Origin of the sequence: Hahella sp. KA22 (assembly GCF_004135205.1) — a bacterium.
Taxonomy (GTDB): domain Bacteria; phylum Pseudomonadota; class Gammaproteobacteria; order Pseudomonadales; family Oleiphilaceae; genus Hahella.
Window position 1 is genome coordinate 1115580 of sequence record NZ_CP035490.1, and the last position, 21570, is coordinate 1137149.

Consider the following 21570-nt stretch of genomic DNA (forward strand, 5'->3'; position numbering starts at 1 on the left):
TTCCCCAATCTTTGACCATACTTTCCTCTGATTCAGGCGAGAATCAGTCCGCCGTACTTTGCGCTGCTCATCTATCAGGAGGAAACATGAAAAGCGAAAGAACAGTCAGGTCTCTCTTATATATTTTCTTGGTCTCCTTTCTCTCCCTTGGCGGGTGTGACTCTGACAACAACACCTCAGGTAGCGACAATAGCGGAAGCGTGTCTGCTACGGTGGAGTTCCCTTCTGGCGTGACCGTAGCAAGCCCGGTGGACGCCTCCAGTGGCTTGGGCGCGCTAAGTGCTGGCGACAAATCACAACAAAAGGAACTTCCCAGCGCGCGGATTTCCTCGTTGGCGGTAGCGTCGTCAAGCGCTTACACGGAAACGTCTGCGACAATCTCTCGGGTTTTGAGCGGAGACTTGGCGTTGACTGCGAGCTTTGATCCGACGGCGTTCTTTAGCCGCAGCGGTAATGCCGCCTGCTACGGACCGACGCTGAAGTGGCAAAATCATCCTGATGCGGGGATGGGCGACCCTGGCTCGGGCGAGTTGCCAAGTGGAGATCTGGGTATTTGGAGCGCCAGTACGTCAGACGGTGAAGCCTGTGCGGCGGCCCAGTTGAACGCGCGAATGCGGGATGTCCAAGCGCGTGTAGGCATGGGGATGCTGACGTTGGCGGGCATGGTGGCGGTGTACGAGTCCACTGGCGCGACCTGGCCGGACGATATCAGCCCGGGAACGAGTGTCGATCTGACGGCTGAGCTGAATGCGTTGAGTCTGAGCCGTATGACCTTTAACAGTGCAGTCATGAGCCTGGATGCAGGCGGCTCTGTCTGGTCTTACAGTTTGTCCGTGAGCTACGACGACGGATCTGGGGCGCGCAATATCTCCTTGAGCTTGCAGCATGCCATTACTGATCGTGATGCGGGCTTGTTCGAAGGGCTTTTTTCCTATCTTGTAGAAGATGTCTTCGCCGGCGGTAATTGCGGGATGGGAGATAACAATGTCTCCCACAATGGCTCGGTGCATTACAAGAAAACGGGCTCCACCAACGTCACTTTGCAATCAAGAAGCGCCACAGCCTGTGGTTGGGCCAGTACGACGCCAGCGGCGGATATCCGGGACAATCTGGTTTCCTCCACGGTATTGAGCGATGCCTTTGCTGTCGATCCGGGTGGAGCGTGGGCGGATAATTTCAATGTATTTACTGCTGAGTTTAATACCGACAGTCTGCTGGGCCTCTATTCCTATTCGTGGCAGGCGGGTTCAGGCGACTCCCATGCGCGGATTTTGGATATAGGTATAGAGACCACGGCCGGAGGCGAAGCCTACTTTGGTTTTGGCGACAGAGTTCAGGATAGCCTGAGTGGTCAAATTAACGGATTTATCTGCAACTGGGCCGGTCCGGGAAATGATCATAGCCCGACTGACTTTAGTCAGTATGCGCAGAGACAGTTTCTGACCTATGACTCGGCCAGCGACAAGTACATCGTCTCCAGCGACGGCTCGTCCGACATTACCTATGCGCCAACCAACATCTGCATGTATGCCGGCGGCGCTTTCTTATATGACCGGGATCTGGATGGCGATCTAAGTGATGAAAACGCCAGCACCGTCAATGTTGTGGACGGCGGTTCGCCACTGGATTTTGACTTAATGACAGTATCTGACTCGGAAGCCAATATTTGGGAGCATATTATCGCTCGCGGCTACAGTCTTCCCGTATATCCATGATAATCGCGTACTGAAGATGACAGCCTGATGGCGGCGCTCTTCGGTAGTGAGCGCCGCTAAGAATCAGTCTGGCTGGCGGACCAGACATAATGCATATTGCACTTGTCCGGCTGTCTTATGACGGGAAATAGCCCAGCCGGGAGGCAGTGGAAGCGGATTGAGCTCTACCTCCGCTTCGATGTACACATAAGCGTTTGCTGCCAGCAGTCTTCTTTCCGCCAGGATTTGCAGGGCGGGAGCAAGAAACTCTTTTCTGAAAGGCGGATCAAGAAATACAACCTCCCAGGGCTTGTTCGGCGACGCGGCTCTTAACCAACTCAGTGCGTCTGCGCTCGCCACGCTGGCGTTATCCGCACGTAAAAGCTGTATCTGGCTTTTCAAATGAGATGCAATCACTGGGCTTTGATCAATAAAGGTCACATCCGCCGCGCCACGGGAAAGCGCCTCTAATCCCAGCGCGCCGCTGCCGCAGAATACATCCAGGCAGCGAGGTCCAGGAAATATGGGCATTAGCCAGTTGAATAGCGTTTCCCGCACCCGGTCTGGAGTCGGGCGCACGCCGTCTAAAGCGGGGAATGTCAGTTTTCTACCCCGGTGGGAGCCGCCGATAATGCGCAATTGACCCAACTCAGGGGCGGACTTGCCTTTATGTCTCATGCTATGTGTGTGGTCCGAATGAAATGTAAATTACCAGGCGCTTAGGGCGTCACGTCCTCAATTTTTCCGCCTATATTTGGGCGCAGCGGAGCGGGTAGGGCCGTTAGCCTTGCGTACGAACATCGCAGGTTAATAGAATAGGGCCCCATTTGCATCTTCGCCTAAGTTTTGGACATCTCTGATATGCATTCAATGATCAACTATGTGTTTATGGCCCTGATGGGGTTGTCGGTATTGTTATTTATCGCCGACATTCTGTCCCGTAGAAATAGCCTCCCGCGTCCGCGCCCATTTGAACTGAGTCCGCCTGAAACGCAGAAGCAAGCGGAAGCGAAGGGCGTAACGCCGGCAAAGACGCAGCCTGAGCCTGCAAAAGAGGTCGCTGCGCAAGAACCTTCCGGCGGATGGTTGACGAGAGTGCGCACAGGCTTGAGCAAAACCCGTGGCCAGTTCAGTCAGAACCTTATGGCGCTGTTCGCCGGTTCCAAGGCGATAGATGACGAGCTGTTGGAAGAAATCGAAACCCTGTTGTTATCCGCCGATGTGGGCATTGAAGCCACGACGCAGATTACTCAGGCCATTACTGAAAAACTTGATCGTAACCAGTTAAAAGACTCATCTGCGCTCTATGAAGCTCTGAAAGAAGAGCTTCGCGGCCTGTTAGAGCCATGCTCCAGTCCTCTGCAAGTAGAAAACAAAACCCCTTATGTGATTCTGGTGGTGGGCGTGAACGGCGTCGGCAAGACCACCACGATTGGCAAGCTGGCCAATAAGTTCCAGAAGGAAGGCCGCTCTGTCGTCCTGGCCGCCGGAGATACTTTCCGCGCCGCCGCTGTGGAACAGCTACAAGTTTGGGGTGAGCGCAACAATGTGCCGGTTATCGCGCAACATACCGGTGCGGACAGCGCCTCTGTCATTTTCGACGCGGTGCAGGCGGCCAAGTCGCGAGGAGTGGACGTTGTTATCGCTGATACGGCGGGACGTCTGCAGAACAAAGAGAATCTGATGTCCGAGCTGGAGAAAGTGGTTCGCGTCATCAAGAAGCATGACCCGGAAGCGCCTCATGAGGTGTTGTTGGTGCTGGACGCAGGTACAGGACAGAATGCGTTGAGCCAGGCTCAGTTGTTCCGTCAGGCGGTCGGCGTCACCGGTATCGCCATCACCAAACTGGATGGCACGGCGAAAGGCGGTATCCTGTTCGCCATCGCCAAGCAGCATGGATTGCCGATCCGCTATATCGGCGTAGGGGAAGGTATTGACGATCTACGCCCATTCAACGCTAGCGAATTTGTGGATGCGCTGTTTGACGCATAAAACCGAGGCTTAAGAGCAAGGCGATGAGGCAAAGAGGAAACTTATGATCGGCGACAGCATGATCCACTTTGATCGGGTCTCGAAACGCTACAGTGGCGGATTTGAAGCCCTGTCTGAGGTCAGCTTTTCATTGCGGCGCGGTGAGATGGCGTTTCTGACCGGGCACTCTGGCGCGGGCAAAAGCACGCTGCTGAAATTGATCATGCTTATGGAGCGTCCCAATCAGGGGCGCATTTATGTTGGCGGCCAGAATCTGGAGAAGTTTCCCCGCCGGCAAATTCCCTATTTCCGTCGCCATGTGGGGGTCGTGTTTCAGAACCATCACCTGCTGTTTGATCGCACCGTATTTCAAAACGTCGCCTTGCCATTGGAAATTGCAGGCGTTTCTTCCCGGGAGATCGGAAGACGGGTTCGCGCGTCTCTGGATAAGGTAGGGCTGTTGAAGAAAGAAAATTCATTGCCCATCACCTTATCCGGAGGGGAGCAGCAGCGAGTGGGCATCGCCCGGGCGGTGGTGAACAAACCTGCATTGCTGCTCGCCGATGAGCCTACAGGGAACCTGGACCCTGAACTGTCCGCAGAGATCATGCGGCTGTTCCAGCAGTTTAACCAGGTTGGGGTGACCGTACTGATCGCCAGCCACGATCTGGCGTTGATCTCTCATATGAAACATCGCGTAATGCGACTGGATCATGGCCAACTGGTGGCCGGTCGCGGCTGATTGAAATCTCCCGAGCGAAGAGAATAAAAGAATATGAAAGAAAACATACCGCGCGGAGCCAGCCCTTCAAGATCGGGTCGTAAACAGCCGCCTCCTCCGCCTGCCGAAGCGCCGCCGCGTCAGGGAGCCTCCGCCGGATTAGAGCAAAGCGGCCTGGAAGCCTACTTTGCCCACCACCGTCTGATCGCCCGCGACAGCTTAATGCGTCTGATACGAAGTCCTTTGTCCAGTCTGATGACATGGCTGGTGATTGCTGTGGCGCTGGCTTTACCGTGCGGCTTGTTTGTCATGCTCGGCAATCTGGGCGGATTGACGGAAGGGCTGGAGGGCGCCTCGCGGGTATCGCTTTATATGAAACTGGATGTGGATGATCAGGCTGCCTATAAATTGGCGCAGAAGCTTAAAGAACGTCCAGAGGTGCAGTCGATGCAGTTCATTAACCGCACTCAGGCGTTGGAGGAGTTCAAGTCTCTGTCTGGTTGGGGTGATGTACTGGCTTATCTGGATGATAACCCGTTGCCGGCGGTGATCGTATTGCAGCCCGCGCCGGAATACGGGCAAGCGGAAAAGGTGCAGGCTTTCACGGAAACGTTGTCCAAGCTTCCTGAAGTGGACAATGTGCAATTGGATCTACAGTGGGTGAAGCGCTTGAATGCCTTGTTTGAAGTGCTGGGGCGCAGCACGCTGGCCATAGGAGCCTTATTGGGGCTGGCGGTCATTCTGATCATCGGCAACACTATCCGGCTGGCGATCGAGAACCGTAAAGACGAAATTCTGGTGGTTAAGCTGGTAGGGGGAACCGATCCTTTTGTGCGCAGACCGTTCTTGTATACCGGTTTTTGGTATGGCGTAGGCGGCGCTTTATTGGCTTGGTTACTGGTGAATATGGCGCTGCTCTGGCTGAGCGGACCGGTGAACCAGTTGGCGGCGTTGTATTACAGCAGCTTCAACTTGTCCGGCCTGTCTATTGAAGCCTCTTCCTTGCTGCTGCTGACAGGGTCTTTCCTGGGGTGCGGCGGCGCCTGGCTCGCGGTAAGACGGCATTTGGATGATATTGAACCTAAATGACCAATTTTTAATATCGTCCAGCTATTGAAATAATGATAGCCGGCCTTAATTACAGTTAAGCCCTGTAATCCAGTGCGGGCGGCGGGCTTGATAGGAATAGGCTCGTAGAGACTTTCAGACGAGGAGGATAAAGTCGATTGTAATGTTACATTTCGTTACAATGAGGAACTTTAGACTGCGTTGGCAGTCCAATCGTCAAGTGCTATATTTTCACGTCGAGTAAGATAATTGGAGATTTTGAATGGGTACCAGTTTACGGCCTGTAGAAATGCTTGCTCCAGTAGGGAATCTGGAGGGATACGTTCACGCGGTAAACAGCATTCCTGTTCTCAGCGCTGAAGAAGAGCGCGAATTGGCGGAACGTTTCCACCAGAACGAGGACTTATACGCAGCCAGACAGTTGGTCATGGCTCATCTTCGCTTTGTGGTGCATATCGCCAAGAGTTATTCCGGATACGGTCTGTCTCAGGCTGACTTGGTCCAGGAAGGGAATATTGGATTGATGAAAGCGGTTAAACGCTTCAACCCTGAGTTCGGCGTTCGTCTGGTTTCTTTCGCGGTGCACTGGATTAAAGCGGAAATCCACGAATTCATTTTGCGTAACTGGCGTATTGTCAAAGTGGCGACCACCAAAGCGCAACGCAAACTGTTCTTTAACCTGCGCTCCGCCAAGAAGCGTCTGGCTTGGTTGACGAATGACGAAGCCAAAGCTGTTGCGGAGGACCTGGGCGTCGATACCCATGTTGTGCGGGAAATGGAAAGCCGATTGGCTGGCCAGGATACGTCTTTTGACGCTGGCGCGGATGAAGACGACGAAACGGCGTTCAAGGCTCCGGCGAACTATTTGGAAGATCGCCGCTATGATCCGGCGATGATGCTGGAAAATGAAAACTGGGAGGAAGACTCCAACAGCCGTCTCCACGACGCGCTCACCCAGTTGGATGAACGCAGCAAAGACATCATTCAGAAGCGTTGGCTGGCTGAAAGTAAAGCCACCTTGCATGAGCTTGCCGATGAATACGGCGTTTCCGCTGAGCGTATACGCCAGCTGGAAAAGAACGCGATGAAGAAGGTCAAGCTGATGCTTGAAGCATAAGCGACGCCAGCTACTGAAAAAACCGCCGCATGGCGGTTTTTTTTTGCAGTGACTCTGCTGCTCTCTAAAGGAAACAATACCCATGCATATCGCTTTTCTTGGCGTTGGCCTAATGGGCGCGCCCATGGTAGAGAATCTGTTAGGCGCTGGTTATTCCTTGACGCTATGGAACCGGACTCGCTCCAAGGCCGAGGCGTTTGCTGAGCGAGCCCATATCGCTGACGGGCCTGCGCAGGCGGTTAAAAAGGCGGATGTCGTTATTCTGATGCTGGAAAACGGCCCGGTGGTTGACGACATTTTGATGCGGCAGGGCGTTGCAGATGCTGTTCCGCCTGGGGCCTTGGTCATTGATATGGGCTCTATTCCGCCGTCATTGGCGCGTAAGCACGCTAGTTATCTGCGAGCAAGAGATGTGGCCCACTTGGATGCCCCCGTTTCTGGCGGGACGGTAGGAGCGGCGCAGGCGACGTTATCGATCATGGTGGGGGGCGAGCGGAGTCAGTATGACAGAGCCCAGCCTGTCTTCGGCGCATTGGGCAAAACCACCTACATTGGTCCTCATGGCGCAGGACAACTGGCGAAGCTCGCTAATCAGGCGATTGTAGGCATCACCATTGGCGCGGTTGCCGAAGCTTTAATGCTGGCGGCCAAAGGCGGAGCAGATCCAGTGGCTGTGCGTGAAGCGTTGCTAGGAGGGTTCGCATCAAGCCGTATTCTGGATTTACACGGCCGCCGAATGCTGGAGCGCAATTTCCAGCCTGGAGCGACAGCCAGAGTGCAGCACAAAGATTTGACCATGATCCTTGATGAGGCCAAAGCGGAGGGGTTAACTCTGCCCCTTACCGAACAGGTTTTCGAGGAATATCAGGCCTTGATGGAAGCCGGGCATGAAAATGTGGACCACAGTGGTCTATTGCTGCACATAGAGGCGCTTAATCAGGTTCGCCTTGATGGAGAGCACAAGGATGCCTAAGTTCGCCGCCAACCTTTCTATGCTGTTTACGGACGTTCCCATTGCGGCGCGTTTTGCGGCGGCGGTCGAAGCTGGTTTCACGGAAGTTGAAATGCAGTTTCCTTATGCCTGGGATAAAGCTTTATTGTCCGCCAGCCGAGAAAAGGCCGGAGTCAGTGTGGTGCTGCATAACTTACCTGCTGGGGATTGGGATGCCGGTGAACGCGGAATTGCTTGCATTCCGGGGCGTGAGAGCGAGTTTAGGGAAGGGGTGGAATTGGCGATCGAATACGCGAAGGCTCTCGGCGCGCCCAGGTTGAACTGTCTGGCGGGGATAAAGCCAGCGTCAGTATGCGATGAGCAGGCATGGCTCACGCTGGTCGGGAATTTGCGCTACGCAGCGAAAAAGCTTGATGACGAGGGCATTGTGCTGACATTGGAAGCGATCAACAGCCTGGATGTCCCTGGTTTTCTGATCGACAGCACAGAAAAGGCGCTGCGTGCGATTCAGCTATTAGGTGTGAATAATATTAAATATCAATATGATATCTATCATATGCAAGTGATGGAGGGCGATCTGGTGCGGACCATCAAGCGCCACCTCGCCAATATCGGTCATATTCAGTTCGCCGATAATCCAGGACGTCATCAACCTGGGACTGGTGAAATCAACTTTGCATATATTTTCTCCCAGCTTGATGAAATGGGTTATCAAGGGTGGGTGAGCGCAGAGTATATTCCCCTCGGAAATACGCGGGATACGCTGGGATGGTTGCAATAAGGGGCTTCGCCCCCAAATTACTAAATCTTAACTGGGCGTTTATTTACCCTGTACCTAGACTACGCAATGGGTAAATAATGAACTACCAGCTTAGTAAATTAACATCAGACGACGACTGGAGACTTGGAATTTAATGGGCTGGTGGGGAAAAGTTATCGGCGGCGCATTTGGATATGCATTAGGCGGTCCCTTAGGGGGATTGCTCGGCGCTGCAATCGGACATAGTTTTGACGTCGGCGTACAGCGGATCGAATTAGAACCGCCGAACTGGGGCGCCGGTGACCAGGAGCGGGTGCAAACGGCCTTCTTCACCGCCGTGTTCAGCGTAATGGGGCATGTCGCCAAAGCTGATGGCCGCGTCAGTGAGGTGGAAATCCAGGCTGCGCGCCACATCATGGCGGGTATGCAATTGAATCCGGAGCAGGAAAAGTTGGCGATTGAATTATTCAATCGCGGTAAGCAGCCGGAGTTCGACCTGCAGGCGGTATTGCTCCAGTTCCGGGATGAATGCCATCGTCGCGCCAACTTACTGCAGATGTTCCTGGAAATACTGCTGGCGACTGCGCTGGCGGATCAGGATCTGCACGCCAATGAACAACGTATACTGCGTGAAGTGGCTGAAACTCTGGGATTCAGCCGTCATCAATTTGAAGGCTTGCTGGCGATGTCTATCGCCAGACAGCGATACGCCCAGGAAGGTTTCCACGCCGGCGCGAAAGAAAAAACGCCGAGTCTATCGGACGCTTACGCCGCGCTGGGAGTGAATGAAAACTCTACTGATGAAGAAATTAAGAAAGCCTACCGGCGTCTGATGAGTCAACACCATCCGGATAAGCTGGTGTCGAAGGGCCTGCCGGAGGAAATGGTTAAGATAGCGACGGAGAAAACTCAGGAGATCCGCACCGCCTACGAGCAAATCAAGCGGGCGCGGGGCGGATGAGTTCGGACGCTGCTGGCAAGGAACTTCTGTTTCTGTAGTGGTATCAGGTAGTGAAGAGACGGGGATGAAAAATGCGAGTTTTAGTTATTGAAGACGACAAAGATGTAGCTGCCTATCTGAGTAAGGGACTCAAAGAAAGCGGATATGTGGTGGACGCCACTGACAACGGAAAAACCGGCCTGCATATGGCCACGACCGAAAGTTATGATCTGCTGCTTGTGGATCGCATGTTGCCGGAGCTGGACGGCTTGTCCGTTGTGCGTATGCTGCGTGCGGGCGGCTCCAAAACACCGGTGCTGGTATTGAGCGCGCTTGGCGAAGTGGACGATCGCGTCCAGGGCTTACGCGCCGGCGGCGACGATTATCTGGTTAAACCCTTCTCCTTTAGCGAGCTATTGGCGCGTATCGAAGCTCTGCTACGTCGATCTCAGCAGCAACAGGACGTAGTCACCACGCTGAAAGTGGCGGATCTGGAAATGGACCTGTTGGCGCGCACGGTCAAGCGCAATGGTTTATCCATTGATTTGCAGCCGCGGGAATTCCGTTTGCTGGAATACTTTATGCGCAATCCCGGTCAGGTTCTGACGCGCACCATGCTGCTGGAGAAAGTGTGGGATTATCACTTTGATCCGCAAACCAACGTTATCGATGTCCATATAAGCCGTCTGCGGGCCAAGATCGATAAGGATTTTGAGACACCCTTGTTGCACACCATTCGTGGAGCAGGGTACGTCCTACGTGAAGCTGCCTAAGCTATTACGCACCTCGGCATTTCAGTTCGCAATATTGTACATGCTGCTCTTCGCAGCCTCTGTACTCTTCCTTCTAGGCTTCATTTACTGGGCGACGGTGGGTTTCATGTCCGCCCAGTTCGACGAAACCATCCAGGCTGAGATTCAAGGACTGGCTGAGCAATATCGCCGGCAGGGGCTGCGCGGTATGGTCAGCGTCATGAATGAGCGCGTACTGAACGATCCTCAAGGCGAATCATTGTATCTGTTGGTCAATTCCGACCTGCAGCCGCTGGCGGGCAATCTGAATGAGTGGCCTGCCCTGGTGGAGGATGAAGACGGCTGGATCGGCTTTTATCTGAATCGTTCAGGGGGCCGCTTTGCAGCTCCCCACATGGCGCGCGCCCGGGTATTCACGCTAAGGGGCGGCTACCGCCTGTTAGTAGGACGGGATATTTTTGACCTTTTCCGGGTGCGGGAGTTAATCGAACGCTCACTGACCTGGGGGGTGGCCATTACCCTTGGATTAGCCTTTCTGGGGGGCGTGGCGTTGGCGAAAAGTACGCGACGGCGAATTGAAGCGATCACTCACACCAGCCGGCAGATTATGCAGGGTAACCTGTCATTGCGTGTTCCAGTACGCGGTTCTGGCGATGACTTTGACGAGCTGGCGGATCACTTGAATCGCATGCTGGACCAGATCGAAGCTCTGATGGCGGGAGTTCGTCATGTCTCCGACAACATCGCACATGATCTGCGAACGCCATTGACCCGTGTCCGCGGTCGTCTGGAGCTATTGTGTCAGAAGGATCTGCCTGAAGACGCCCGCGGTGTAGTGCAAGAAATCATCGGTGAGGCGGATCAGCTATTACAGACGTTCAATGCGTTGCTGCGTATCGCGCGTATCGAATCTGGCGGCTACAGCGCCAACTTCTCCGAGGTGGACTTGCATGGCCTGGTGGCTGACGCCGTTGAGCTGTATGAAGCCCTGGCGGCGGACAAGTCCCAGACGCTGTCGCTGGATCTCGCCCAAGGTATCATCGTGAAGGGCGACCGGGATTTATTGTTCCAGGCTATTGCTAACTTGCTGGATAACGCCATCAAATATACCCCAGTAAACGGCAATGTCGGTGTAAGGTTGCGGGCGTTTGATCAAGCTGTCATCAGCATATGGGATGAAGGTCCCGGTATTGCCGAAGACGAACGCGACAAGGTGGTGCAGCGGTTCTATCGGGTAGATAAGACGCGGGGTTTGCCGGGCAATGGATTGGGGTTGAGTATGGTGAAGGCTGTGTGCGAAATGCACAAAGGCGCGTTGGAGTTGAGGGATAACCAGCCTGGTTTGCGTGCTGAAATGAAGTTGCCTATACCCAAATCGCTGCCTGCTGCGTCCGCGCCGGAGCAGGATTTGGCGGGAAAAACACCAGCTTTGCCAAGCTGACGCTGAGAGGAGAGGGAAAATCTCGCCTTTTCCTCTCCTGCCGCTCTCTTCAATCGTACCCTGAGAAAACTTAGTTCAGGCGGGATCTAATCAGGCTCAGAGTTTGTTTGAGCGGATAGGCGGCCGTTTCCAGGGTGGTGTTCACGAGTCCTTCCACTTGCCTGCGCGCCCGCTCAATTCTGGCCTTCTGCACGCCTACGCGAGCGCTGATGCTATCCAGTTCGCCTTCAAGATGCTTTTGCTCCGCCATGATGAACGCCAGGACGGCGTGGCGGTTTATTTTGTCTGTGACGCCGTAGTGTTCCAGTTGGTAGCCGATGTAATCGAGCCCGTTCAATGCATTATTGAGAATATCTTGGGTCTTCATGATGAATTTTTCCCTGGGCTGTCCGCTAGGATAGGTGATGAGGTTGTGCTGAACCTACCTACAAAAAATAGAGGAGACAACCTAATTTTTCCATCCCGCCCCGTCCTTGCTGACCTCGCCTAAACTGAGCGCTTTAGCCTTGTTGTTCTCGGTGGCGATCCACAAATCGCTGCAACAGCAAATCCAGTATGTGCTCGTAGGTTTCCAGCGGCGTATCCGTCAAATAAGCAGTATTGCCTGTCAAATGAAGGCTGACCATGCCATGCAGCAGACTCCATAGTTCGATCAACATAGTGCGGCGCTGATCGCTGGATGCGTTTAGACCGACTCGATCTAGAACCGACTGCAGACAAGTCTCAGCAAAATTGGCCACTTCCATGGAAAGCGCGTATTCCTGATTGGACAGAGGTTCTATGTCTGTGCCTTTGTATTCACGGAATTTTGGCGCGTGAGAGGAGAACATTAGCTCATAATGCTCGGGCTGACTGAGTCCAAACTCAATGTAGCCGCGCATGATGGCGCGTCCGCGGGCGATGGCGTCTTGCTCAGCATCCGCTCTCTTCATCAGATAGGCGCGGAGCTTGCTGAAGCCCTGAATCATCAGGGTGACGTAGATTTCGTCTTTGCTTTGGTAGTAGTTATAGAGGTTCGGCGCGGTCATGCCGAGGGCTTTGCCAAGCCTGCGCATGGTGAGGGCGGCGAATCCTTCCTGAACGATGAGGCGCAGGGCCACATCGAGAATATTCCTTTTAAGTTGCTCAACTTCTTCGGGGGGCCTGACTGGGCGCATTAGCTCTATCTAACCTGGGGTATTCCGATTGCATCAGATTAGTTCGTGACAATAACAGCGGCGGAACCCTAAATTCAACTGTTGAATGCAGGAAAACGGGAATTTTTCATGATAGAAGTCAAGTATCCCTGAATATTATCTAAAAACAGAAAGTTAAGTCATATTTGCAAACTAATTTCGCCCTTTAAAAAAGGTTAATAATTAATCCACCTTGGGGCAATAAGCCATCCCGTAATCTTAGCTTCAAGGATGGTGAAAAGAAGGTTTCACCCAAACGCGCAAAGCACAGTGTTTTAAGTTTGTTTTTTGATATGTGCTTGTTGACGTAGTTGTTGTCCTGCCCTTGAGTGTTGTTTTTTTTAAGAGCGTTAGCCACTGCCTAGATTATCCCCTGTTTTGCAGGGGATTTTTTTTGTCCGCCGCGATAGAATTTGTCCCTGTACCAGCGCCTCAGCCCCTATTTCCGGTGGTCATCAAACAGGGGGATACGGCGTCAGTCAACACATTGTGCAGATACGGCAGTTATTTTTCTTATGACGTTGAATTTCCGAGCAGTCATTCTAGGAACCGTTTTTGATATTGGCGGCTCTTTTATCGCTTTCAATATTATTAGTGGCTTTTACTTGGCGATGATGCATGCAGGAGGCGCTTCCAAGGAAGAGTTGGAGGCCTTGATTGGTAACCCCAGCGACGCCTTTGAGCTAATGGCTATTCTGATGGGAGTGGGTATTGCCTTCGATGGCCTGGCGGGCTATCTGACGGCCAGAATGGCGGGGTTCCTGGAGTATTGGCACGTTTTGGCCATGTGGGGGCTGCTGACGGTTCTGCAGTTTGCGCTTAGTTCCGGAAGCGGGGAAAGCGACACAACCTTTATTCCCTCTTATGTGATCGTTGTGGGTTATGTCGGCGGTTTGATTGCGGCGTTCACCGGCGCTTATCTCTTCAAAAAAAGCAAGCGCGAGCGTCCATGAGCGCGTCGAGTTTATGGTGAGAACTTAAGATGAGTCGTTATCGTCCTCCCAGCCCTCCGAAAGCCCGTTATATCACCTCGGAAGGCGAGCGCACCTTGCGCGAAGAGCTACAGTATTTGTGGAAAGTAAAACGCCCGGAAGTCACCAAGGCCGTGTCTGAAGCTGCGGCGATGGGCGATCGCAGTGAAAACGCCGAATATATCTATGGCAAAAAACAACTGCGCGAGATAGATCGTCGCGTTCGCTACCTGACCAAGCGTTTGGATGAACTCAAGGTGGTGGACCGTCCCCCGGAAGACCAAAGCCGTGTGTATTTTGGCGCCTGGGTGACCTTGGAAGACGAAGAAGGAGATGAACATCGTTACCGCATCGTCGGGTCGGATGAGCTGGGCGCTCAAAAAGGTTACATCAGCGTTGACTCCCCGATGGCGAAGGCGCTGTTAAAGAAGCAAGTAGATGATGAAGTGATAGTGACGACGCCTTCCGGCAGAAAGTCCTATTTTGTAATTGATATTGAATATTGCGGCGCGTAAAGCGTTTGGTTCCGCGGGTGACTATGATGTATGCGACTGCGCCACAGGCGCCTGTTCAGAGAAGTAAGTTTCATTGGATGTTCGGCTTGGCGTTTGTCGCGGGGCTGTATTTGTTGTTTGCGGATGTGGGGCCTCACAAAAGCTCCTCCATGCTGTACAACGCGCTTTGGGATTTTGGTCATGTCGTCTGGACCGCCGTTGTGGTGGCGTTGGCGCTGCGTCTCCCGCAGATACGCCGATTCGGCGCCAATAGATTGTGGTTGCTGACGCCTGTGGCGGCGTTTGTATTCGCTGGCGTGGTGGAATTGATTCAGGCGCAGATCGGCCGCTCTCCCTCCTGGGGAGATGTGTTCGCTGATGTCGCTGGCGCCCTGATGGGATTAATGCTGGTGATGCCGTCGGAAGGCGTACGCCATCGTTCTTTCGTCGTCATGCGTTGTCTTTTGGCTATCGCTGCGTTTTTGTACACCTGCTTGCCGGTGGCGAAGGCGGTTAATATCTCACTACATCAAAGCGCAGAGTTCCCTGTATTGGCGGATTTTGAAACCGCCCGCGATCGTCAGCGCTGGACGGGACGGGTGATCAAGCTCACCCGGGAGCGCGCGAGCCACGGCGAGCAGGCGCTGTATATCGAGTTGCGTAAACAGGATGTATTCCCGGGAGCGTCTTTCATTGAATTTCCTCGCGACTGGACAGGCTATTCCAAACTGTCGTTTTCCGTGTACGCAGAGAAAGACATGCATGTAGCCGTTCGTTTGGACGATGGGTTCTATTTGGACATGCCGACGGACAAGTTTGAAGACCGGGTTAATATTCGTCTTCAGGCAAAGAAGGGATGGAATCATTACACCCTGGATTTTGACGAATGGACCATGACCAAATCTGGTCGTCGTCTGGATGTATCCGATGTGCGCAACTTCTTCATCTTTACGACCCATGATTACGGCGCCAAGTGGATGATTGTCGATAACATCCGGCTGGAAAAGTAATTCACCTTGTGAACTTGGTCACGAATGACGGCGAAAGGCGGTGAACCCGCCTGCGCCGTCCATAGAATAGGACGGTACCCTGATCACTATTTGCTGGGGATAGTCATGTTCACAACAAGAAAAATACTATTGTCTGTTACCGCATCCATTTGCTTCTGTGCTCAGGCGATGGCGGCGGAAGCCCCTGTCGTTGAGGCGGGGTATAAAGACAAGTCGACATTGGAAACCTTTCCTTTGCAGTCTCTGGACTCTACCGCCTTATCCGCTGCAGTCATCGGCGGTTCTTTGGATGCTCCCGCGGCGGGAGAAGAGACTGATGCGCCTTTGGAGCTAAAGGACCGCACTGCGCAAGCTGGAAAAAGAGAAATGCAGGATGAGTTTCGTGATATATCTATACCCGCTGAAGCGCCGCAGCCTCGCTTCACGCCAGTAACGCCGACGACTCATGTTTACGATTATCTGATTACCACAGAGCGCTAACTGCAGGCCCGAAGATCGTCGTTAGGCGGGCTGCATATCATCCAGTCCTGGCAGTGGCTTTTTCAGCACATCCTGATACATAAAACGCAATGCTTTCAGAGCCTGTTTGCAGCGTGCGGGTGAAGCGCTCAGCGTTGTCGCGACATAGCGCAGAAAGCGACGCACGTCTTTTTCGCCAAGCTCTTTTGGACTGCGATTTTGATTAAAGGAAATGAAGCGATAAATCCAATGCAGGTAAGAGTGCTCTGTGCGGGGACTGAAGCCCTGCGACTCAATCGCCTGCTTCAATTGGCAGATAAATTCAGGTTCGTTCGGCAACAGTAATTCAGCAGTTTCCATTACGATAACCTCGCTGGTTCTTCTTTTTATAATTATCCCTGAATTCTATTACAACGAAATGTTGCCTGCAAAGTTGGTTTGATGAAGCTTTTGCAAACTTTTGCCGGTTGATTTATTTGTTAGGCTTTCAGGCGCTGAGGCGGGCGTAATCGGAGCGAGACAAGGGGAAACGAACGCAGCGCCCGTTTCCCGGCAAGCGCTTAGCTGTAGCGCTTTTTCAGATCGGCGATGACATCCACATAGCGTTGCATGGCTTCATCTTTGGACACCCCTTGCAGCTTCGCCCAGGCATCGTATTTTGCACGTCCCACGAAATCCATCATACCGGGACGGGAACCACTGACATCCCCCTCGCTGGCCTGTTTGAACAGCGCATACATTTCCAGCTTCATTTCATTGGAGGGAGAGAAGTCGCCCTCAGCGGTTTTGACATAATTGAGCGCTTCTTCGAACGCTTTTTGTAAGTCACTCATTGCATAGTCCTTAACTGTTTGGGTGTGAAAGGGCATTATAGCCCGGCGGCAAAACTGACTGAAGGTCATTTACCCCCTCTGTGATCGGTTTCGTCGCCTGGGGCCCAATAATAAACGCAGGTAAAGAACATGAATAAATTAATGTCTATTGTCAGCAAAATTAATTTGTTGCCGGAGGTCGCCCGTAGCAGAGCCTTATCTCTGTTTTTCGGCAAAATGGTCAAGTACGCGGGGACCACGGGGATCGTGGTGGAAGAGCTTACCCAGCGCCGTTGCATTATTACACTGAAAAATCGTCGCGCCGTGCGAAATCATATTGGCTCCGTGCACGCTGTCGCCAATGCGTTGATTGCAGAGTCGGCCACGGGCTTCCTGGTGGGGATGAACGTGCCGGATCACGCCGTTCCTGTTATCAAAACCATGAAGCTGGACTATGTGAAGCGGGCGAAAGGCGATATGCGCGCGGAAGCCCATTTGACGGAAGAACAAATACACGCCATTCAGACGCTTGAAAAGGGCGAGGTAACGGTAGCGGTCGCCATCACCGACAGCGAAGACAAAGAGCCGGTCATGGCGGAAATGATCTGGGCCTGGACGCCTAAGCGGCGCTGATCGCCCTCCGTCGCAATAGTCTATTCCTGTTGGGCGAGATGCGGCTAGCGCCCGTCAGGCCGCCGCACTAGAATGGAGTCATCGCAACAGACGTCTGCGTCGCCCGGACGTTTTTCATTGCGTTTGATCGTAGTAAGTCGCGGAGGACATTTTGCCAGACCAACAACACCATACTGACCGTACTGAAACCGCCAACGAACGGTATGACTGGCGGCGAATCCGGAATATGGTGCTGGCGTATAAACCGCAGTTGGCGAGGGCGAATTTGATTGCGGTGCTGGCCACATTGGCGGCGGTTCCCGTGCCGCTGTTATTGCCTTTACTGGTGGATGAGGTGTTGCTGGAGCAACCCGGTCCGGTGATTGCGCTGATCAACCAGTATTCACCTGAGACTTTACATGGGGCGGCGTTTTACATTGGCGTCATGGTCTTCGCCGCTCTGGTCTTGCGCTCTTTTTCACTGCTCATGAATGTGTGGCAGGGCAGGCAGTTCGCCAGTATTTCCAAAGATATCATTTGCCGTATCCGGCAGGATCTATTGAGCCGGCTCAGCAGCATCTCCATGGCCGAGTATGAAGTCATGGGGAGCGGCGCGGTGGCCTCCCGTTATGTGACCGACCTCAATACCATCGATCAATTCATCGGTAGCTCGGTCAGCCGTTTGCTGGTGGCGTTGCTGACGATAGTTGGCACTGCGGTGGTGTTATTGTGGGTGCACTGGCAGTTGGCGCTGCTGATTCTGTTTTTTAATCCCTTCGTGATCTATCTGACCACGCGCCTCGGTAAAAAGGTCAAAGAACTCAAGCGCCGGGAAAACCAGGCGTTGGAGTTGTTTCAGGAGGCGCTGACGGAAACGCTGGACGGGATTCATCAGATCCGCGCCGCAAACCGCGAACAGCATTACATTCGCCGTCTATTGGATCACGCCTGGGGCGTTCGTAATCACGCGGTGCAGTATGAATGGAAGAGCGACGCCGCCAACCGAGTCAGCTTTATGCTGTTTCTGTTTGGAGTGGATCTGTTTCGCGCCGCCGCCATGCTGACAGTGTTTTACTCCGACCTGAGTATTGGTCATATGTTCGCGATATTCGGCTACCTCTGGTTCATGATGGCGCCGGTGCAGGATATTTTGAGCATGCAGTACAGTTTCTATGCGGCCAATGCGGCGTTGGGACGAATTAATCAATTGTTGCAGTTGCGGCGGGAACCGGTCTATCCGCCGCAAACCAACCCCTTTGCCGGAAAAAGGACCGTCGCGCTGGATGTGGATAATGTGCATTTTTCCTATGGCGATGGCCCTGATGTGTTGCAGGGCGTGTCTTTGCATATCCATCCAGGGGAGAAGGCGGCGCTCGTTGGCGCCAGCGGCGGGGGGAAATCCACTCTGGTGCAGGTGCTGTTAGGAATGTATTCGCCCTCCCAGGGCTCCGTCCGGTTCGATGGCGTTCCAATTCAACGGATAGGGCATCATCGAGTGCGTGAGCATGTGGTCACGGTATTGCAGCATCCCACGTTGTTCAATGACAGCCTGCGACAGAATTTGACGATGGGACGACCGCATACTGACGCGCAACTCTGGCAGGCGTTGGAAGTGGCGCAACTGAAGGCGGTAGTGGAGAACTTACCGAAGGGGCTGGATACCTTGGTCGGTCGTCAAGGCGTCAGGCTGTCCGGCGGGCAGCGGCAGCGAGTGGCGATCGCCCGGATGATTCTGGCTGACCCGCAAGTGGTGATTCTGGATGAGGCCACATCTGCTTTGGACGCGGAAACCGAGTACAACTTGCATCGGGAGTTGGCGGACTTCCTCGATCAGCGCACCACACTGATCATTGCCCACCGTCTCAGCGCTGTGAAACAGGCGGACCGCGTCTACGTATTTGAAGACGGCCGCATTGCCGAGGAAGGCAAACACGAAGAGCTGTTGCAGCAAAGAGGTTTGTATGCGCAGCTTTACGGCGAGCGTCAGCACTAAGCTGGCTTCTGACGATATTTTGTGATGAAAGGAGAAATCTGTGCGTCAGGTCTATGAAGCCGCCAATGCCTTGGAAGCCCACATGATTAAAGGCGTATTGGAGCAGTCCGGCGTTGCGGGGTTTATCGACGGTGAGTTTTTGCAGGGCGGAATGGGAGAATTGCCGGCGGCGGGGTTGGTGAGAATTTCCGTTAATGACGTGGATTACGAGCAGGCCCGTTCAATCCTGCGGGATTGGGAAAACTCCCAAGTGCAAGAAGCGCATACTCCGGCCAGTCACTTTACCGGGTGGATCGGCATCTTTTTGTTTGGCTTCATCACAGGATTAGTCACTGCGTTTTGGCTGATGTAATTCGCGTCACCCACCCAGAGAACTGAAATACAGATGGGCGCTTTTCTTGCTGAAATTCATCTTGCGTCCATCCTCAAACTTCACCTGAAAGGCGTCGTCTAGATCGGCGATGACTTCACCTTCGCCGAGGATGCTGTGGCGCACTCGATCACCGGACCAGATCTGCTCAGGCTCCTTTGCGGCGGTCTGCGCTGGTTGTTCATAATTAACGTCGTGCCATTCGAGATAGCGAGTGGCGATGGGGGTTAAGCGTTGCGTCGATTCGTAATGGGTTGAATCGTTGCTTTTTGACTGCTTGCGCTGAGCCAGAAACGCGCCCACGGTCGTGGAAACGTCAATGCTGGCTTCTCTAACAAAGCGGCTGGGTTTGTCATCTTTGCTGAGCGCGGCCTTGCCGTTCAGGGTTGGGGTGAACAGATACAGGGCTTCTTTGGCTCGGGTCATGGCCACATACAGTAGACGTCGTTCCGCTTGCAGATGATCAACGATGTCTTCGCCACCGCGCATGCTGTAAGGAAGATATTGCTCATTCAGCCCGATGATCATCACCACAGGCCACTCCAGGCCTTTAGTGCGATGCATGGTGGATAAGGTGACGCCGCCTTGCTGCTTCTGCGCCCCGGCCAGCCGCCGCAGTTCATCGAAATGTTGTAGCGTCTCCAATGACGGCAGGTTCAGCGTAGCGAGGTAATGCTCAATGCCGAGCACATTATTAATGCGCTCGTCAGCGGTTTCATGAGTAAGAGCAAGCTCCTCAAGGGTTTTGAACAACTCGGTATCGTCAATATAAAAGCGCACGATATCCGCGGCGGAACCTTTCATTTTCGGTAGCAGGCTCCAAGCTTGAGCGGTGCGCTTCAACTTGCGTTTTTGCAGGGCATGGAGTGAGTCAGGAATCCATTCCAACAGCTGATCGCCCCAGTGAGCGTCGTGTTGCGCCAGTATATGCGCCAGCTCGCGCAGGGTGTCGTCCTTCAACCCCACATGAGGGAAGCGCAGCAGACCGGCGAGCACTTCCGCTCGTTTGTTTTCCTCCAGCAGACTTAGCCGTCCTGACGCCATTTCCAGCACATATTGGATGTGCATGACTTCCCGATTCGCCAGAGCGCCTTTATCTCCGTCAATACGATAGGGGATGCGATGGGCCAGAAGGGCCAGCTCAATGGGCACGGCCTGGGACCAGACTCTGAATAAAATGGCGATCTCTTCCGGCTCGCAGCCGCTGTTGAGCAACCGTCCTAATTGCAGCACCAGCTGGCGCGTTTCATCACCACCCTGCAGAACATTGACCTCAGTGTCGGGAGTCCCCGTGTGGGAGCGACATAGAACATCCTTGCGCCCATGATTGTGAGTAATCAGGTGATTGGCGAGCAAGGCGACTTTATGGCCATAGCGGAACGTGTAAGAAAGAGTGAATTCACGAGGACTTTCAAACTCCTCCGCGAAACGATTGAGAATAAACTCAGGCTGCGCGCCGCGAAACTCGTAGATGGTTTGATCAGGATCGCCCACAACGGTGACCCGGGCGCGTTTACCTGCGATATAACGCAGCAGTAAGTGCTGAATCTCGTTGGTGTCCTGGTATTCGTCCACCAGAATCACATCCATTTTATCCGCCACCAGCTTCACCAGATCCGGTGATTCCTGCAGACATTTGACCGGCTCGTAAAGCATGTCGGCGAAACTGATGCGCGCATGTGACTTGCGCCAGGCTTCAAAGCCGTTGACGACGTCAATGAGAAACGCGAGCTCTTTGCGGTACTCCAATTGTTCGAATACGGTCTGCAATGGCAGCAGCGATGTCTTGCTCATATCCAGCAGACGAGAAGCCAGTTCGATGTATTCTTTCTTGTTGCGTTTTACGCTGTCCTGGTGTGATTCGGGCGCGTGCCGACGCAGCAATTGCCAGAGCTGGAAGTGAATCTCCTGGTCCGACAGCACTTGCCCTGCAAACGCAGGCAGCGCGCCTTCGCGGATAAAGCGTTGATACAGGCGTAATCCCATCGCATGGTAAGTGCGAACTTCCGGCAGCTCGCGATAATGTGAGCTCACCACTTCGCGCAGCTTACGCTCGAAATCCTCTTTGGCGGCGCGGTTGAACATCAATATCAAAATACGGCGCGGGTCATGTCCCTGGTCCATCAGATGATGGATTCGGTGAGCGAGAGTGGTTGTTTTGCCGCTGCCGGCGACGGCGGTGATAACGCTGTGCTCAAAGCCGGACTGAATGATCCGCTGCTGCTCTTCGGTTAACTGCATGCTCGCCTGATAGTGGT

23 protein-coding genes are annotated in these 21570 nt (G+C 53.6%); 17 read left to right on the plus strand and 6 right to left on the minus strand.

The genetic code is table 11. The features are described 5' to 3' along the window. Positions 1-86: 86 nt before the first annotated feature. Positions 87-1715, plus strand: a complete 1629-nt coding sequence (locus tag EUZ85_RS04945; protein ID WP_127968198.1) for a hypothetical protein — start codon at positions 87-89, stop codon at positions 1713-1715. 63 nt (positions 1716-1778) lie between these two features. On the opposite strand, the gene rsmD is transcribed toward EUZ85_RS04945, so the two are convergent. Next, entirely contained in the window at positions 1779-2372 is a 594-nt protein-coding gene (rsmD, locus tag EUZ85_RS04950) for a 16S rRNA (guanine(966)-N(2))-methyltransferase RsmD (RefSeq protein ID WP_127968199.1), read from the minus strand. Positions 2373-2555: 183 nt separating this feature from the next. On the opposite strand from rsmD, the gene ftsY reads away from it, so the two are divergent. From ftsY to EUZ85_RS04995, 9 genes are all read left to right on the plus strand, one after another. Beyond that, the gene (ftsY, locus tag EUZ85_RS04955; RefSeq protein WP_127968200.1) at positions 2556-3686 is read left to right on the plus strand and encodes a signal recognition particle-docking protein FtsY; all 1131 of its coding nucleotides are present in this window, start codon (positions 2556-2558) and stop codon (positions 3684-3686) included. Positions 3687-3744: 58 nt separating this feature from the next. Next, positions 3745-4407: a cell division ATP-binding protein FtsE gene (gene ftsE / locus EUZ85_RS04960; protein ID WP_127974410.1), complete on the plus strand. Its 663-nt coding sequence runs from the start codon at positions 3745-3747 to the stop codon at positions 4405-4407. A gap of 33 nt (positions 4408-4440) precedes the next feature. Next, on the plus strand, positions 4441-5475 hold the full coding sequence (gene ftsX, locus EUZ85_RS04965; protein WP_127968201.1) for a permease-like cell division protein FtsX: 1035 nt from the start codon (positions 4441-4443) through the stop codon (positions 5473-5475). Positions 5476-5716: 241 nt separating this feature from the next. Beyond that, positions 5717-6571, plus strand: a complete 855-nt coding sequence (rpoH, locus tag EUZ85_RS04970; RefSeq protein WP_127968202.1) for an RNA polymerase sigma factor RpoH — start codon at positions 5717-5719, stop codon at positions 6569-6571. Positions 6572-6653: 82 nt separating this feature from the next. Further along, the gene (locus EUZ85_RS04975) at positions 6654-7544 is read left to right on the plus strand and encodes an NAD(P)-dependent oxidoreductase (RefSeq protein WP_127968203.1); all 891 of its coding nucleotides are present in this window, start codon (positions 6654-6656) and stop codon (positions 7542-7544) included. After that, positions 7537-8304, plus strand: coding sequence for a hydroxypyruvate isomerase (gene hyi / locus EUZ85_RS04980; protein ID WP_127968204.1), 768 nt, complete (start codon positions 7537-7539; stop codon positions 8302-8304). The genes EUZ85_RS04975 and hyi overlap by 8 nt, the downstream gene beginning before the upstream one ends. A gap of 133 nt (positions 8305-8437) precedes the next feature. Continuing rightward, positions 8438-9244 (plus strand): co-chaperone DjlA, encoded by an 807-nt coding sequence (gene djlA, locus EUZ85_RS04985; protein WP_127968205.1) that lies wholly within the window; start codon positions 8438-8440, stop codon positions 9242-9244. A gap of 71 nt (positions 9245-9315) precedes the next feature. Beyond that, the gene (locus EUZ85_RS04990; RefSeq protein WP_011394559.1) at positions 9316-9996 is read left to right on the plus strand and encodes a response regulator transcription factor; all 681 of its coding nucleotides are present in this window, start codon (positions 9316-9318) and stop codon (positions 9994-9996) included. Between the two features lie 106 nt (positions 9997-10102). After that, a complete protein-coding gene (locus EUZ85_RS04995) occupies positions 10103-11416 on the plus strand; it encodes a HAMP domain-containing sensor histidine kinase (RefSeq protein WP_241566957.1) in 1314 nt (437 codons plus the stop codon). Between the two features lie 70 nt (positions 11417-11486). Here EUZ85_RS04995 and EUZ85_RS05000 read toward each other — a convergent pair whose 3' ends face one another. Continuing rightward, positions 11487-11783, minus strand: a complete 297-nt coding sequence (locus tag EUZ85_RS05000) for a hypothetical protein (RefSeq protein WP_127968207.1) — start codon at positions 11781-11783, stop codon at positions 11487-11489. Between the two features lie 133 nt (positions 11784-11916). Next, positions 11917-12573, minus strand: coding sequence for a TetR/AcrR family transcriptional regulator (locus EUZ85_RS05005; protein WP_127968208.1), 657 nt, complete (start codon positions 12571-12573; stop codon positions 11917-11919). 533 nt (positions 12574-13106) lie between these two features. On the opposite strand from EUZ85_RS05005, the gene EUZ85_RS05010 reads away from it, so the two are divergent. The 4 genes from EUZ85_RS05010 (at position 13107) to EUZ85_RS05025 (ending at position 15546) form a co-directional block, all read left to right on the plus strand. Further along, positions 13107-13544: a hypothetical protein gene (locus EUZ85_RS05010; protein ID WP_127968209.1), complete on the plus strand. Its 438-nt coding sequence runs from the start codon at positions 13107-13109 to the stop codon at positions 13542-13544. 29 nt (positions 13545-13573) lie between these two features. Continuing rightward, positions 13574-14077, plus strand: a complete 504-nt coding sequence (gene greB / locus EUZ85_RS05015) for a transcription elongation factor GreB (RefSeq protein ID WP_127968210.1) — start codon at positions 13574-13576, stop codon at positions 14075-14077. Positions 14078-14100: 23 nt separating this feature from the next. Continuing rightward, the gene (locus tag EUZ85_RS05020; RefSeq protein ID WP_127968211.1) at positions 14101-15066 is read left to right on the plus strand and encodes a VanZ family protein; all 966 of its coding nucleotides are present in this window, start codon (positions 14101-14103) and stop codon (positions 15064-15066) included. Positions 15067-15171: 105 nt separating this feature from the next. Then, complete coding sequence (locus EUZ85_RS05025) at positions 15172-15546, plus strand: hypothetical protein (RefSeq protein WP_127968212.1); 375 nt, start codon at positions 15172-15174, stop codon at positions 15544-15546. Between the two features lie 21 nt (positions 15547-15567). Here EUZ85_RS05025 and EUZ85_RS05030 read toward each other — a convergent pair whose 3' ends face one another. Together EUZ85_RS05030 and EUZ85_RS05035 are read right to left on the minus strand one after the other, a co-directional pair. Then, positions 15568-15885 (minus strand): site-specific integrase, encoded by a 318-nt coding sequence (locus tag EUZ85_RS05030; RefSeq protein ID WP_127968213.1) that lies wholly within the window; start codon positions 15883-15885, stop codon positions 15568-15570. A 200-nt stretch (positions 15886-16085) separates the two neighbouring features. Then, complete coding sequence (locus EUZ85_RS05035; RefSeq protein WP_127968214.1) at positions 16086-16358, minus strand: acyl-CoA-binding protein; 273 nt, start codon at positions 16356-16358, stop codon at positions 16086-16088. 129 nt (positions 16359-16487) lie between these two features. On the opposite strand from EUZ85_RS05035, the gene EUZ85_RS05040 reads away from it, so the two are divergent. The 3 genes from EUZ85_RS05040 (at position 16488) to EUZ85_RS05050 (ending at position 19294) form a co-directional block, all read left to right on the plus strand. After that, the gene (locus tag EUZ85_RS05040) at positions 16488-16970 is read left to right on the plus strand and encodes a DUF4442 domain-containing protein (protein ID WP_127968215.1); all 483 of its coding nucleotides are present in this window, start codon (positions 16488-16490) and stop codon (positions 16968-16970) included. 151 nt (positions 16971-17121) lie between these two features. Beyond that, positions 17122-18942: an ABC transporter ATP-binding protein gene (locus EUZ85_RS05045; RefSeq protein ID WP_370454912.1), complete on the plus strand. Its 1821-nt coding sequence runs from the start codon at positions 17122-17124 to the stop codon at positions 18940-18942. A gap of 40 nt (positions 18943-18982) precedes the next feature. Further along, positions 18983-19294 carry a DUF2007 domain-containing protein gene (locus EUZ85_RS05050; protein ID WP_127968217.1) on the plus strand — a complete coding sequence of 104 codons (312 nt, stop codon included), beginning with the start codon at positions 18983-18985 and terminating at the stop codon, positions 19292-19294. A 6-nt stretch (positions 19295-19300) separates the two neighbouring features. On the opposite strand, the gene EUZ85_RS05055 is transcribed toward EUZ85_RS05050, so the two are convergent. After that, positions 19301-21553: an ATP-dependent helicase gene (locus EUZ85_RS05055; protein ID WP_127968218.1), complete on the minus strand. Its 2253-nt coding sequence runs from the start codon at positions 21551-21553 to the stop codon at positions 19301-19303. Positions 21554-21570: the final 17 nt, after the last annotated feature.